The sequence below is a fragment of the Verrucomicrobiota bacterium genome (genome assembly GCA_027622555.1).
In the GTDB taxonomy this organism is placed as follows: domain Bacteria; phylum Verrucomicrobiota; class Verrucomicrobiia; order Opitutales; family UBA2995; genus UBA2995.
The window spans coordinates 1-14,233 of the sequence record JAQBYJ010000064.1 but is presented as its reverse complement, the minus strand read 5'-3'; the positions used below and the strand labels follow the sequence as shown (position 1 = coordinate 14,233).

The 14,233-nt window shown below is 49.2% G+C and carries 16 protein-coding genes; 10 read left to right on the top strand and 6 right to left on the bottom strand.

Annotation, left to right across the window (positions count from 1 at the left end; all coding sequences use genetic code 11):
- Positions 1 to 93 precede the first annotated feature (93 nt).
- From O3C43_15970 to O3C43_15960, 3 genes are all read right to left on the bottom strand, one after another.
- Positions 94 to 630, bottom strand: coding sequence for a DUF1697 domain-containing protein (locus tag O3C43_15970; GenBank protein MDA1067989.1), 537 nt, complete (start codon positions 628 to 630; stop codon positions 94 to 96).
- A gap of 5 nt (positions 631 to 635) precedes the next feature.
- Positions 636 to 2,120: an Nramp family divalent metal transporter gene (locus tag O3C43_15965; protein MDA1067988.1), complete on the bottom strand. Its 1,485-nt coding sequence runs from the start codon at positions 2,118 to 2,120 to the stop codon at positions 636 to 638.
- Positions 2,121 to 2,319: 199 nt separating this feature from the next.
- The gene (locus O3C43_15960) at positions 2,320 to 4,146 is read right to left on the bottom strand and encodes an alkaline phosphatase D family protein (GenBank protein ID MDA1067987.1); all 1,827 of its coding nucleotides are present in this window, start codon (positions 4,144 to 4,146) and stop codon (positions 2,320 to 2,322) included.
- Positions 4,147 to 4,376: 230 nt separating this feature from the next.
- Here O3C43_15960 and O3C43_15955 point away from each other — a divergent pair, with 230 nt between their 5' ends.
- Complete coding sequence (locus O3C43_15955; GenBank protein ID MDA1067986.1) at positions 4,377 to 4,628, top strand: hypothetical protein; 252 nt, start codon at positions 4,377 to 4,379, stop codon at positions 4,626 to 4,628.
- Between the two features lie 273 nt (positions 4,629 to 4,901).
- Here O3C43_15955 and O3C43_15950 read toward each other — a convergent pair whose 3' ends face one another.
- Complete coding sequence (locus tag O3C43_15950; protein ID MDA1067985.1) at positions 4,902 to 5,966, bottom strand: 3-deoxy-7-phosphoheptulonate synthase; 1,065 nt, start codon at positions 5,964 to 5,966, stop codon at positions 4,902 to 4,904.
- Between the two features lie 530 nt (positions 5,967 to 6,496).
- Between O3C43_15950 and O3C43_15945 the strand changes: the two genes are divergently transcribed.
- The 6 genes from O3C43_15945 (at position 6,497) to O3C43_15920 (ending at position 9,409) form a co-directional block, all read left to right on the top strand.
- Positions 6,497 to 6,775, top strand: coding sequence for a hypothetical protein (locus tag O3C43_15945; GenBank protein MDA1067984.1), 279 nt, complete (start codon positions 6,497 to 6,499; stop codon positions 6,773 to 6,775).
- An 89-nt stretch (positions 6,776 to 6,864) separates the two neighbouring features.
- On the top strand, positions 6,865 to 7,194 hold the full coding sequence (locus O3C43_15940) for a hypothetical protein (protein ID MDA1067983.1): 330 nt from the start codon (positions 6,865 to 6,867) through the stop codon (positions 7,192 to 7,194).
- A 21-nt stretch (positions 7,195 to 7,215) separates the two neighbouring features.
- Positions 7,216 to 7,449, top strand: coding sequence for a hypothetical protein (locus O3C43_15935; protein MDA1067982.1), 234 nt, complete (start codon positions 7,216 to 7,218; stop codon positions 7,447 to 7,449).
- Between the two features lie 10 nt (positions 7,450 to 7,459).
- On the top strand, positions 7,460 to 8,014 hold the full coding sequence (locus O3C43_15930; GenBank protein ID MDA1067981.1) for a nucleotidyl transferase AbiEii/AbiGii toxin family protein: 555 nt from the start codon (positions 7,460 to 7,462) through the stop codon (positions 8,012 to 8,014).
- Between the two features lie 88 nt (positions 8,015 to 8,102).
- Positions 8,103 to 8,432 (top strand): hypothetical protein, encoded by a 330-nt coding sequence (locus tag O3C43_15925; GenBank protein MDA1067980.1) that lies wholly within the window; start codon positions 8,103 to 8,105, stop codon positions 8,430 to 8,432.
- The gene (locus tag O3C43_15920; GenBank protein MDA1067979.1) at positions 8,429 to 9,409 is read left to right on the top strand and encodes an amidohydrolase; all 981 of its coding nucleotides are present in this window, start codon (positions 8,429 to 8,431) and stop codon (positions 9,407 to 9,409) included. Before O3C43_15925 ends, O3C43_15920 begins: the two co-directional genes overlap by 4 nt.
- Positions 9,410 to 9,856: 447 nt before the next feature.
- Here the strand turns inward: O3C43_15920 and O3C43_15915 are convergent, their stop codons facing one another.
- Entirely contained in the window at positions 9,857 to 10,282 is a 426-nt protein-coding gene (locus tag O3C43_15915) for a hypothetical protein (GenBank protein MDA1067978.1), read from the bottom strand.
- Positions 10,266 to 10,520 (bottom strand): hypothetical protein, encoded by a 255-nt coding sequence (locus tag O3C43_15910; protein MDA1067977.1) that lies wholly within the window; start codon positions 10,518 to 10,520, stop codon positions 10,266 to 10,268. Before O3C43_15910 ends, O3C43_15915 begins: the two co-directional genes overlap by 17 nt.
- Positions 10,521 to 11,059: 539 nt before the next feature.
- Here O3C43_15910 and O3C43_15905 point away from each other — a divergent pair.
- The 3 genes from O3C43_15905 to O3C43_15895 are packed head-to-tail and all read left to right on the top strand — an operon-like array spanning position 11,060 to position 13,953.
- Complete coding sequence (locus O3C43_15905; GenBank protein ID MDA1067976.1) at positions 11,060 to 11,917, top strand: hypothetical protein; 858 nt, start codon at positions 11,060 to 11,062, stop codon at positions 11,915 to 11,917.
- Positions 11,918 to 11,948: 31 nt separating this feature from the next.
- Positions 11,949 to 12,482, top strand: coding sequence for a hypothetical protein (locus O3C43_15900; protein MDA1067975.1), 534 nt, complete (start codon positions 11,949 to 11,951; stop codon positions 12,480 to 12,482).
- A 31-nt stretch (positions 12,483 to 12,513) separates the two neighbouring features.
- On the top strand, positions 12,514 to 13,953 hold the full coding sequence (locus O3C43_15895; protein ID MDA1067974.1) for a PQQ-binding-like beta-propeller repeat protein: 1,440 nt from the start codon (positions 12,514 to 12,516) through the stop codon (positions 13,951 to 13,953).
- Positions 13,954 to 14,233 lie beyond the last annotated feature (280 nt).

Below are 14,233 nucleotides of genomic sequence, written 5' to 3'. Positions count from 1 at the left end.
TTGAACGTTAATTGAACAGGCAGCTTATGTCAAAACAGGGAGCAGGTTTATCTGAAAATATCTACGCTATTTATAATCCGAATAATGCAAATCCTAGCCCTCGTTTACTAAAGTTAACAAGGTGGTGACCGTTTTCCAGTTTCGTGTTGTAGCGATCACCTTGAGTTTCTTTTCGAAAAACTGGTTATTGATCTTGGTCTTTCCATATCCATCGGGGCAGATCACATAAACGAGCGCGTCTCTGCATTCAAAAGAACCTGTTTCATTGGCGGGTGATGCGATTGCTTGGGTCTCTTTTTCCGATCGAGCTTCCCATAAAAAAGTCACGTAGCAATGTGCCGGATCAGTCGAACCCTTGGTCAGAAAAGGGTTGTTTGAAAATACTTGATCTAACTGTGACTGAGACAGGATCAAAACGGGAACGGTTGGTCCGAGTTGATCGAAGATAGTCTTTTCAATCTGTGAGGAATTGGGTTTCTTTTTTGCGTTAAAAACGACGTTACCGCTTTGAAGATAGGTGGTGACTTCTTCGTAACCCAATGTTTCGAAGAGAGCCTTGAGCTCAACCATGCGGATTTTATTTTTACCGCTTACATTGATGCCCCGCAATAATGCTATAAATTTGGACATACTTTTTAGGAAAAGGCAGGTGCCAGTTTTGACCAGGCCAACCATAAACCTGCTATTAGCATACCGATGGCGGATATCCAAAGAAATAGGTCATAGATCTTGGTCGGCCGGAGAGCAGGGATTGCAAATTTGTAGCGGAAATAAATGGCGGAAAACGCCAGCATGGGAAGTAGAAACGCCTGCATGGTTCCGGCAAGAAGCACTAACTCTTTCGGCTTTGGATAGAGCCAGAAAAAGAGGAAGCCTATGATGGGAAAAGCCAGGCAAAGCCACCTTACCCACGTGTGGTTCTTTTCAGGAGTGGATTCTCGCCAACCAAAAATGACCATCGCATCGGCGAAGACTCTGGCCTTGCTTGCTCCTACAACAAAGAAGGTGGAGTAGAGAACCGCAATAGCACCTACCAGAAATAGTCCAACTGCCCAGGATCCAAAAACCGGTTCATACATAGCAGCAAGGGTTCGAATCATTTCCATTCCTTGAGGATGCAAATTCGCCCGGTGTAGGACTGCGGCTCCCAGGATGTAAAATACCACGGTAGAGGAAGTGTATACGATCAGCGAAAGCCAGGCATCCCATTTCATCACCCTCAACCAACCCCTGGCTCTATGGTTCCAGGCATCTGTGTCTTCGCGTTTACCAATGAATGAGGCGTACCCTTTTTCCAAGCACCAGTAAGGGTAATAAACCAGTTCACCGGCACCTACACCGATAATTCCGAACGTTGCCAGGGCGGTTACTATAGGATTAATACCTTCGGTAAAAGGAGGAAGTCGGAAGGACATTCCTTGTTTAAGGCTCTCCCAACTTACCGCCCATTCGGGGTTCATTTGCAGCAGGACAAGATTGATAAGGGTGATTAGTGTGAAGAAGGCGACAAAGGAGGTTACAACGGTTTCAATAGCTCCATAACGACCCCAGAACAGGATGGCAGAAGTGAGCAAAGTTACCAGGATCGCCCAAATATAAATGTCATAGCCTGCGTCTGGTAATTTTGTTGCTATGGCCCTAGTTTCTTCCGCGGAAATTTCGCCTGACGCTAATGCAAGTTTTGCCAGAACTTGTTCTTCTGCTGCCTCATTAAACGCGGCTCCTGTTTCAGTCAAAGGTACGCTGATGCTCAACGCTTGTCCAACCCCGGCAACGATGCCTCCTTGTTGGGCTGTGCTTGTGATAAACATCGCCAACCAAAACCAGGCTATCCAATGAGCCCCTTTGATCTTCAGGCCTGGAAGTCCATTGATCCCCTGTAGCGTTGTTTTCCCAGTCAGTATTACGTAACGACCAATTTCCAGTTGGACAAACACCTTGATCACGCAACCGACGATTATGATCCAGAGAAGCCAGAAACCTGCTTCGGCACCGGTTGCTGTCGTAGCGATCAGTTCACCCGAACCAACAATCCCGCCGGCGATAATAAGTCCCGGCCCCAGTTCTTTGAGAGTTCCAATGATGCTGGTCGGGGCGTTGCGAAGTTTGGAATCGGGCATGGGGTAGAAGGTAGTCTTTGGTGGTGTCGGTGTTCAGGTGTCAGGGTTCCTGAATTAAAAATGCATTTGTTGAAAATGGATCCTTGTCTTGCCAGGGTAGGAGCAAATTTATTCGCGACCATATAGGCGAATCTATCGCGGTTAAAACCGCTCCTACATTTTTGAGATCCCTTTGCACACAGCTGCCCAGCGCCGCATATCACCGGGCGTGGACCGGTTGTGCATAAATCAGCTCCCCCGTGTAGCCGTCGTAGTATTTGAACACAATATGTGGTTTCGGGTAAGCCACCCAGCGTGTTCCTCCCCGCTGTACAGGGTTATTAAATACGTTGTTCACCTGGGCAATGCAGAAGGTGGGATACATGCGTTCCGATCGCGGTGCATCGGAGTAGGCATAGGTTGACCATTTGATGTCCACTTCGCGGGGGCCGTATTTAAAAGGTCCGTTGATCGGTCTTCCGCCTTCGTCTTCTATGGGCATATGATTGACGGAGTTACCGGGACCGGCCGCGAATTCCCACATGTTATCGGTGATCTGGATTGCGAAACTGTTGTGAAGATCTCCGGTGAGCACGAAGAATTGTTTAGGCGCTTTTGTGTTACAGTATTCAATAAGTTCCTCGCGTTCTGTCAGGAAAACCGTCCAGGCCTCGTCCTTGGGATAGGCGTTTTTATCCGCTCCGCCTCCACTGCCGACATGGGGGATCATGAAATCGACCGACGAAACCAGGAAAATAAAATCAGCCGTCGAATTTGCGATTCCCTCTTTAAGCCACTCCAATTGTTGTTGTCCTAGAATAGTTGCATCGGCCTTCCAGGGATCGCTTAACACATGCAAGGAACGATGGGGCCGGGTTTGCAGCATAAAGTACTCGCAGTTGGCTACTTTGAAGGAGCCGTAACTCCTCCGACCGATCGAATAGGTTCCTTCGTTTGATACTTTGGCGGCCGGGGTAATCTTGAGGCGATGTTTGTCGATGACTTCTACCACACCGTAGACTGCCGAATTGGGATTTCCCGGAGGGGCTATATCAAGCGCCATGTCCAGAGTACCGTCGAGGCCTTTCCCCCAATGGACGTGCAGCGTGCTGTAATCCTCCATGTTCATGCTGGTGAAATCAGCTTTTGGATCGTAGAGGATATCGCTGTCTTTCTTAAACTGTCCGCGGCCAAAGTAGGCGTCGGCGTTATGCTCCATCGGGTTGGCCCAACCTACGTAATCATGCCAGGCCTTCACTCCGGGATCCCTGAAAACTGCGCGACGATTTACCAACCCGATTTCGTTGGTGCCGTAAATGTCGTTTAGCAATTCGTGGTCGTCGAAGGTGTAGAAGTTTGGCACGTTTTGATGCCATTCCATGAGGTTGATACCACGGGAAAGGTAGGTTTTATAGTTTTCCCAAACCCCTGCGATAGACGGGGCGATCTCGAGCACTTCGGGAGTTTTTTCAGAGCCGATTCGCACTTGGTGCCGCCAGGCCTCCACCGAGAAGTCTCTGTCTTCTTCGTAAATAAAATCACCGTTGTTTATGCCGAAGAGGACTTTGCCTGTCCACTGATCGTTTAAAATATCGTAAGAGGGGAGATCTGGACCAGCGCCTGAACTTGGATTTTGGTTGATGCAAGAGGTCGCGTGAAATTGAAAATTAAACAGACCTTCAGGGTTATGTGTCTCGTTTCTGAAATCCTTGGAGTCCGGAAAGGTTCTGAATGAGCCTCCTCTGCCTGTGTCGGTTCGATAATAATAAAGGGTATCTGGCTCCAGATTTGTCAGTGTAACCACCGCCGTGTAATCATTTTCCGCCTTTGTTTCAACCGCGGCAGATTGTTGATCCAGAATGTGGCGGTGAGTGCCATAGGTAACCGAAACGTTGGTGGGCCCGTTGGTTCGCATCCAGACACTCATCGTGTCCGATCCAGGACGTCCCAGAAGAGGGCCATGAGTTACCTTGATAGCCATGTCGAGGTTTTGAGACCAGGTTAAGGATGCCGTTAGGAGCAGGAAGACCAGTGAAGTTAATTTCATATCGATTGAGAATTACAGGGAAGTGCTTTTTAGGTAAAGAAAACCTGAAGGTTACGGAGCCTAACCGACTATTTGCCACTCTAAACTAAAACCTGAGAAAAAAACTCTCCTTCGCGGCAGGAAAAGCTAAGGTCGGTTTGAAGGTATAGCGACAATGGATCCGATTGCTGATCCTGACTTTTGAGTCAACCTTGGCGATCTGCTATGCGCTGACCGGTGAACGGGACCTGATGAAGAAGGCAATAAGTGAAGTCCGGGCTCAGACCAGCTCGCCCAAGTGGCATTACAGGCGTGGAGACTTAACCGAGATGCACATCGCCATCTGCTATCTCGTCCTCGGCGACAACGACAAAGCCATCGAGACTCTCGAAGTCGCCAGCAAGATGAACGGCCCCATCTTTCTTAACCGCGAGTTCGACCTCTGGTTCATGTTCGACCGGCTGCGGGGAAATCCGCGCTTTGATAAACTCTTGGAGGATTGAATCTGCTAGAACATTACCTGTGGACTTTGCCACAGGTTTATAATTTCACTTTCGATCAATCGCGGTGCGCTCCTGGCCGAAGGGCAGGACAGAAAGCCTTTGATACCACGTGGTCTCGCCACGTAGAGTGGCTTTCTGAGCTGCGCGATTTCATTTTTTGAAACCACATAAAGCGCAAGAGGCACAGAAAAGAAAATGTAGCCATGGTCGTGAGACCATGAACCTGGAAAGCCTGGGTGAGAAAATAGAGAAGGCTGCCAAGCAGTCCGGTGGCTACTGGCTCAAAACTCTCCGTTGTTTTATAGCTTCAGCTAGAAACTCCAATACGGGAATGGTATGCTCCAGGGACAGGCAGGCATCGGTGATGCTTTGGCCGTAAACCGCCTTGCCCGCCTCGTAGGACTGCTTTCCTTCCACCAGGTGGCTTTCGAGCATGACTCCGGCGATGTTGGCATTGCCGCCCGAGATTTGTCCGGCAATGTCCTTGGCGACAATTGGCTGGTTCCCATGGTCCTTGCCACTGTTGGCATGGCTGCAATCGATCATCAAATGGGGGGTTACTCCGGAAGCTTCCAGCATGTCGATGGCTTCTGAAACGTCGCTGGCCTGGTAATTGGTCCCCGTCCGTGAGCCGCCTCGCAGGATGAGGTGGCAATCGGGATTGCCCGTTGTCTCGAATATGGCTGCCACGCCTTGTTTGGTGACCGAGTTGAACCAGTGACCCTGGCTGGCCGAGCTGATCGCATCGACGGCAATCCGCACACTTCCGGCGGTTCCGTTTTTAAAACCGATGGGCATGGACATCCCGGAAGCCAATTCACGGTGAACCTGGCTCTCGGTTGTGCGCGCACCGATGGCGCCCCAGGAGATAAGGTCGGCAATAAATTGCGGGGTGATGGTGTCGAGAAACTCGGTGGTGCACGGCAAGCCCATTTCATTCACATCCAGCAGGAGTTTGCGGGCCATTCGCAGTCCCTTGTTTATCTGAAAACTGTTGTCGATAAAAGGATCGTTTATCAGCCCTTTCCAACCCACCACCGTTCGGGGTTTTTCAAAATAAACACGCATGGCAATGACCAGCTCACCCTGCAAACGTTCCGCCACCGGACGCAGTTTTTCGGCATATTCCAAAGCGGCCTCGACATCGTGAATGGAACACGGGCCCACCACCACCACCAGACGGTCATCCCTGCCGTGGAATACATCGGCGATGGCTTTCCGCGATTGGGATACTTTTTCGGCGGCCCTCTCGGAGAGCGGGAAATCTTCTAAAAGGATCGCCGGCGGTAACAGCGGCCGCAACCCGGCTATACGAATGTCGTCTATTCTGAATTCCATGGCAGGTATCTAAAGGGCATAAGTGACGCCTTGGTCAATCCTATCCCTGATCAATTGAAATCCGGGGATAAACAGAACCTGAAAGAATCGGGAGCAAGCTCCCTTCCTACAGTTGAGCTACCCAATCCTGATTTGTAGGAGAGCTGCTTGCTCCCGATTTTGAGTTTAAGTTTCACCACAGAAAGAATCACACCCGACCACAATCCTCGGCAACATCAGGGCTTGTATCATCCTGTTTAGTCTTAAGTTAAATTAAAAGATCAATTTCGTCCCGTCCTCTAACGACTGACCTCCATGGATAAAGCTTCACCACCTGCGGGGGATTCCGCGGTTTGATAAACTTTTGGAGGAGTGATTAAAAGGTTGAAAGTGGAAGACGGAAGAATGAATTTTCTGTATGGCTAAAGAAGTGGCAGTCCAAGTGAGCAAGTTAAAAGATTCCGGCAAGGATTATCTCGAGGACTGTCGGAACCTGTCTCCAGCTGAAAGGATTGCTTGCATCCAGCGGCTTCGGGTGGCTTTTTGGGGCGATGAAGCAGCTACCGGACGACTTCAGCGAATTCCTGAGTTTCTTAAACGAAAAGCAGGTTGAGTATCTCGTGGTCGGAGGTTGGGCTCTGGGTGTTCATGGTTATGTTAAAGCAACCGGTGTGGAATTTATTGAATGTTATCCAAGGAGGATGGAAATCGTCTTGGATAATTTGCCCATTCCGGTTATCAGTTACGATGACTTTGTATTAAACAAACGGGCAAGTGGACGTTTAAAAGACAAGGTGGATTTGGAAAGTCTGGGCGAGGAAATAGAATAAGTACCATGAGGTTTCGGAACTTCCGTTCTTGTATTAAATAGGTATTTCATCAATTAAATGGGGATTCCACTGCTCGACAGCCATTCCCCATGGAAAACGATTCTTCTCCAAAATCATCCAAGCCAACCGGTTTCTCAGCTTTCTGGGCCGAACTAAAGCGTCGGCACGTCGTGCGGGTGGGAACGGTCTACGCCGTGGTGGCCTGGTTGATCATCCAAATTGCCGCTACGACCTTTAGTGGCTTCGGCATCCCGGAATGGGCGTTTCGTTTTGTGGTGCTGATGGTGTTATTGGGGTTTCCCGTTTCGCTGATCATCGCCTGGGCTTTTGAGCTGACTCCGGAGGGGATCAAAACGACAAAAGTTGAACAAAAACGGAGGAAACAGAGGTTTCAAAAGCTTTGCATTTACATGTTTTAAAATAGCCCTCAAGTTGTAGCTGTGAAAAATCGTGCGCCTCATAGCTTGTTTGCAGAAAGAACCAACTGGGAAAGCGTGGAAGAACGGTTGAAGGAGGAGCGGCGGCGCAAGCTTCCATTGCTAGAAACCTCCGAAGTGATTGAGCGTTTTCGTCTGTCCTGGAAAGTGGCCAAAAAAGCGGGAACCAAGCGTCGTCACACGGGACTGGTCGAGCAGCAAGCCTGCTTTGCCGCCTTACGGGAAATCAAGCCTTAGTTCTGGCGGTATGGACGATTTGATTACTGCCGCCCGGGAAGTACAGGATTCCCTCGAGCAAGCGGGACTACCTTTCTGCTTCATCGGTGGATTGGCAAACTTGCATTGGGGGGAGCCTCGACTTACCCAAGACATTGATGTGACCGTCCTGGCAGATTTGGGTAATGAAGAAAAGGTGGTGGATGAATTGCTATCCCTGATTTCACCTCGATTTTCGGATGCCCGGGACTTTGCCTTACAGAGTCGCGTGCTTCTGCTTCAGACACAAAGTGGAATTCCCGTTGACCTGGCACTAGGAGCGATGTCCTTCGAGGAAGCCGTTACTTCCAGGGCGAAGGATATTTCTTTTGCCGGTTACTCATTGAGAATTTGTTCAGCGGAAGATCTGGTAGTGCTGAAGGCCTTCGCCAATCGACCCCGGGATTGGAGCGATATTGAAGGAATTCTGTTTAGACAAGCGGGACAGCTGGATTTTCATTATATAATAAAACAGTTAGGAGACCTTGCGCCGTCAAAACCAGATCAGCCAATATTGGAAAGGCTCAAGGAATTACTGGAGGATTGAATTTAAACTACCAAAGACGCTAAACAACGCGAAACAGTTTGAGAGAACAAAAGCACATAGCCTTCACTATCAACAACAGAACATTCCCATGAAAATTACCAAGTTGCTATTCCTGACCCACCTGAGTCTGTATGCATTTCTGACGGTATCTGCCGAGTCATTGCGAGAGGCCATTTCCAAAGACTATGACAACAATCTGGCGGAGCTGTTTGTGCATTTCCACAAGAATCCGGAGCTGTCCTTTCGTGAGTTTGAAACGGCGAAACGGATGGCGAAGGAGCTGCGTGCCCTGGGCTACGATGTGACCGAAGGTGTTGGGCAAACCGGGGTGGTGGCGGTACTGAAAAACGGCGAAGGGCCGACAGTCCTGCTGCGAGCCGACATGGACGGATTACCCGTTCAGGAGGACTCGGATTGAATTACGCATCGAAAGTCCGGCAAGTGGATATAACAGGACTTGAACAACCCGTTATGCATGCCTGCGGCCATGACGTACACATCACTTCATTGGTCGGTACCGCACGGCAATTGCAAAACAGACGCGATCAGTGGTCGGGCACTCTGGTGTTGATTGTGCAACCTGCTGAGGAACGGATAGCTGGTGCAGCGGCAATGATAAAAGATGGCCTCTATACCCGTTTCCCAAAGCCAGAGTACGCCTTGGCATTCCATGTCAGCGCCGATCGACCGACCGGAAAAATTGAAGTAAAACAGGACCTGGTCTACTCCAGTTCAGATTCGGTCGATATTGTGGTTCATGGCGTCGGTGCGCACGGCGCCGCACCCCATAGGGGCATTGATCCGGTTTTGATAGCGTCCCAGATTGTTGTCACACTCCAATCCGTGGTTAGCCGAACCATCAATCCGCTTCAACCCGGAGTCATCACCGTCGGAGCCATTCACGGTGGAACGAAACACAATATCATCGGCAACAAGGTGGAGATGCAGTTAACGGTACGCTCCAACGACCACGAAATCCGGACCCAATTATTAGATGGTATCGACCGGGTAGCCGAAGGAGTGGCGCGCTCACTCGGAGTTCCAGAAGAGCTCTTGCCAGAAGTGATCCGCTCCACCATGGAATCGACTCCTCCCACCATCAACAATGAGCCCACCGCTCAACTCATCCAGGAAACGTTCGCTACTCACTTTGGTAATGATCAGCTGATTGCACTTCCCCCCGAAGGCATGGGCGCGGAGGACTTTGCCCACTTCGTGGACCCGAAACACGGCGTTAAAGGTGTGTATTTCCTCGTGGGCGGTACGCCTGAGGATGAAATCAAAAAAGCCCCTTCCCATCATTCACCTTTCTTCAAGATCGAGCCCGAACCCTCTATCAAAGTCGGCACCGAAGCTATGGTAGTGGCTGCCATGACATTGATGAAGAAACAATAGTCTTATGAAGAAGTGGACGACAACACGGATGAACTGGGATTGTCTGATTCTTAAATTTCGAAGGCCAAAAACCACTAAAGATCATCTGGGGAAAGTTCGAAGAACAAAAGTTAAACTACGAAAAGCGCTGAATTACGCGAAATATTGAAGGCGGGATCTGTCTGAAAAAAACAACTAACCGAGCTTACGACACCCTGCCCCTGGACTCGAATTGATACAAATAAATGGGTCGTATCTCGTCAGTGAGAATCAGTGAAATTTGTGGTTGTTGTTTCTAAGGAACGCGGCACTGCGAGGACGCAGTGGCCCTGCCTTTATCAGTTGAAATGGCAGGGCGAATTTTCGTGCTCTACCGCCCCATATGCTACGACATAAACACTATCTTCCGAATGAAGTACTAAATGAATTTGCTCTACTTTCCGCAAGTCAGGTTTGTGTCAGGGAAGGTTAGAGCAGAATAAGCTCCAAGCCTTTAAACTGCTTATACCCTTTGTCCAAAGTTCCGAGTTTGAGTCCTCCTGCCATGGCGAAGGCGGCGAGGTAGGCATCGGCAACGATTTTGGGCGAGCTCCCAAAATCAAAACAAAGTCCGGCCCAAACTTTCTGGAGTCCATCAGGCTCTTTCACTTCAAACACACAAGGGTCCTGAATAAAGTTCCCATAAAAGGCCCATGCGTCCTTTAGGCTCAATGGGCTACCTTGCATAACTGCGGAATTAACCAGGAGACGAAGCAAGCCCATTTGAGCGGTTCGGCAAATCATTAGTTTTGATCCTTCCTCCAACGCATTGAACCACTTCTCGACCTTCTTGTTGTGAACATGCCTGGGATCCACCAAGGCAAGAAGGACATTGATGTCAGCGAGAATTCCCATACCAACCAGCTTCCTCGGCAGCCAACAGAGATTGTATTTGCTCGCCACTCAAATCGTAAGGCTTTCGTCCTTCAACCGGTAACTTTGGCAAACGCGAAGCATCCGGTTTGGCAGACAATTCGTTAAGGGTTTTTTGTAAGCCGCGAATCAATAAATCCTTAATGGAAGTCCCTTGTTCCGCCGCCGTGATTTTAGCCTTTTTGAATAGCTTATCCGGAATATCAATAGAAGTTCTCATATAAGCATACATGAATATGCGTAGCTATATGTCAAAAGCAAATTGAACACTCCTCCTTGAGAACCATGTGATTGAAGATGTGGGGATGAGCTAATAATTCGCTGTAGGGTCAGTTGCTGGCAACTCGGCCTCCGTGACCCACAATGTTCCCGGAAGGCGTCGATGCAAGCATCGAGCCCTACCTCTATTTCGCTGTAGGGTCAGTTGCTGGCAACTCGGCCTCCGTGACCCACAATGTTCCCGGAAGGCGTCGATGCAAGCATCGAGCCCTACATCTATTTCGCTGTAGGGTCAGTTGCTGGCAACTCGGCCCCGTGACCTACAACGTTCCCGGAAGGCGTCGATGCAAGCATCGAGCCCTATACATCTGGGAGGAATACTATTTTGGGGGATTCCGATGAGCCACAGCATTTCAATTATTCACAGGTGATTTGGTGGAAGCAAAGAACTAGACAAAGCCTGGCTCCTTGGGCATTAAACCAGAACACAACGGCTTCCCTTAAAATTTGTTTTTAAAATATTTCCTCCAACTAAACCTTATGAATTATCAGACAGGGCTTCTAGCTACACTTCTCATATTCTTTTCTGCTTCGGCTGATGCGCAGAAAGCGCAGCACCCATTGGACCCGCTCACGTGGGAGGAGTATTGGACCGTTACCAAGACGCTGCATGAAGCCGGGCAATACGACAAAGGTACCACCCTCACTTCGGTCAACCTGGTTGAACCTGCAAAAGACTTTGTTTTGAAATGGAAATCGGGAAGAACCATTCCTCGATCCGCCAATGTCATCGTGCGCAAAGAGGAAAGGACTTTCCGGGCAATTGTGGATCTGAATAAGGGCGAGGTAAGTGAGTGGACATTGCTGGAGGGAATCCAACCGATGTGGAGCGGTGAAGAATACGGAGCGATGGAGGAAGATATTTTATCTCACCCAGATGTCGTTGCAGCTTTAGAACGTAGAGGAATTAAGGATTTAACCTTTATAAGCTCGGTTGCGCTTCCATTGGGATCTTTTGGAATCGAAGAAGAGGAAGGCCGCCGGATAAGCCACGTCATCTTTATGGAATATCGTGGAGAGAGAGTCGGGTGGCATCGCGAAATTGAAGGACTGGTAGCCGTTGTCGATTTGAATTCTGAAGAGATCATTCGCATAGTGGATGAAGGTGTTGTGCCAACACCTGATGTATCTATTGATTACGATCGAGAAAGTATCGGCAAAGCGAGAGAGGTTCCAAGCCCGATCCTCGTTCAACAGCCGAATGGCCCGGGATTCAAAGTCGATGGGCATATGATCGAGTGGCAGAACTGGCCCGTCATGCCTGTCGCCTGGCATTCCTTTGAGCTTCGTCCTTTCGATTTCTTTGATCGGAACCCTGCTTTGGATTTGCCGAAGTAGGACAGCTCTAGTTATTATTCCCCATTCTCAAATGAAACTTCCCACAGTAGAAAAATGGATTACCATCCTCGCCAACATCGGAGTCTTTGCTGGTTTGATTCTCGTTGCCGTTGAGATCAGGCAAAACACCGAGATTACCAAGGCTCAGATACTTAACGACTATCATTTGGCGGACATGCAACTTGAACTGAAAATGATGGGGGACACGCCACACTTATCATGGACCCGCGCTGTCTACTCACCTGACGAACTTTTGAAGGAAGACCTGGCAGCACTGGATCGCTACTTCAATTACGGGCTCATTCAAATCTCCAGGCTAAAAGACATGCAGATCTACGGTCTGGTGGACGAGGAGACCTTGAATAAAATGACTCAATACCTGGATTGGCATCTGGGCAATCAAGTAGGTCGTCGTTGGTGGGCTCATTTAAGGGAGGAAGAGGATAAAGAATTTGTGGAAATCGTCGATAAAATCCTTGAAGGGAGCGATCCCGAAAGAAATCAGAAATTTCTGGATTCAATGCTTCAACCAGTTAATTCCCAGATTGAAGGGGTTGATCATTGATATGTCCAAAGTTCCAGACTAAACCACCATTATGAAAATTTCGATCAGGATCATCTCGCTATTTTGTTTAATAATTTTCGTCGCTACAGACGTGTCGGCGAATCATCACAAATCACAGCCTGCCAGCTGGTCGCAGTTTCGCGGACCTAATGCTTCGGGCATTTCAGAGAATGGGAAGCCGCCGATTGAAATCGGCCCCGAATCGAATGTGTCGTGGGCTATCGACGTTCCCTGGTCGCCCTCTTCGCCATCGGTCTGGGGAGATAAACTATTTCTAACGACCTGGGATGAAGGTAGCCTGGAGACGCGTTGTTATGATAGGACCAACGGCAAGCTGCTGTGGAAACGAGGAGTGAAACCTGCGCAGTTGGAGGAGTACCATCAATTCGACAACAGTCCAGCCGCGCCAACACCAGCAACCGACGGGAGCCATGTCGTTAGTTATTTCGGCTCGTTCGGGGTGATTTGCTATGACCTCAACGGCAAAGAGCTCTGGAAGTACGAAATGCCTACCGCATGGACACATGGACGTTACGGATCGAGCACCTCACCCATCATAGCGAATAATAACGTTTATCTCATTCGCGATGACCGCGTAAATGCCCGGCTGATCGCCTTCGACGTGACGAATGGAAAACTACGCTGGGAATCTGCCCGACCCGAGGCAAGGGGTGGTTATGGAACACCCATCGTCTGGGATGATCAGATAATCGTTCCCGGATCGGTTCAGCTCAACTCCTATGACCTTGAATCAGGAAAACAGCGTTGGCTTGTGGACGGTTTAAGTCCGGTATCGTGCACAACTCCTGTGCTGGGGAATGGCCGCCTTTATCAGGGCGCCTGGTGTCCCGGAGGATTCGATTCACCAAGGGCGCCTTGGGCAGAGTTCCTGGCCACGCACGACAAGAACACCGACAACAAAGTTGGTGAATCAGATCTGGGTACCAGAACCTGGAACTTTATGCGCGGGATGGACAAGAACGAAAACGACGCCATCGACTCCGATGACTGGGAATTGATGACAACCACTTCAAACAGAACTAAGAATCTGCTTGTCGCAATCGAAGCCGGAGGAAAAGGCGACATCACAACTTCACATGTAAGCTGGTCACACCGGAAAGGCCTGCCCTACGTCTCCTCACCTCTTTTTTATGAGGGCAGAATTTATATGATAAAGGATGGTGGAATCCTGTCTTCCCTGAACGCGGATACGGGTGAACTCTATTTTGAATCAAAGATCGAAGGAGCCGGTAAATACTACGCATCTCCGGTTGCGGCTAATGGTCATCTTTACCTGTCGTCGCTTGATGGACTGTTTAGTGTTGTGAAAGCGGGAGGCAACGAACCTCAGCTCGTCCATCAAGCTGATTTCGGCGAACGCATTTTTGCCACTCCCGCCATTGTAGAAAATAAGATCTACGTGCGGACTGAGACGAAGCTGTATGCGTTTGGGAGTGGAGCTAAAAATTAGATCAGTTTAGTTATAGGTAGTCTCAAAAAAAAAATCAGCATTTGCTGGTGAAACCACGGCACTGCGAGGACGCAGTTGCCATTATCACTTAAATGGTAGGGCAAGAGCATCCCTGTTCTGCCGCCACCAATTTCGAGAGGTGAGGCGTTGTTCGTTCAATGCGATATTAGTGTGATGTATTTTTTTTTTGATACGAAACGTCCAAAAACTGAATGTAGGAGACAGGCAATAAGGATAGATCAATAAAAAACGTCATAATCGGGGTATAATGGGTGTGAAT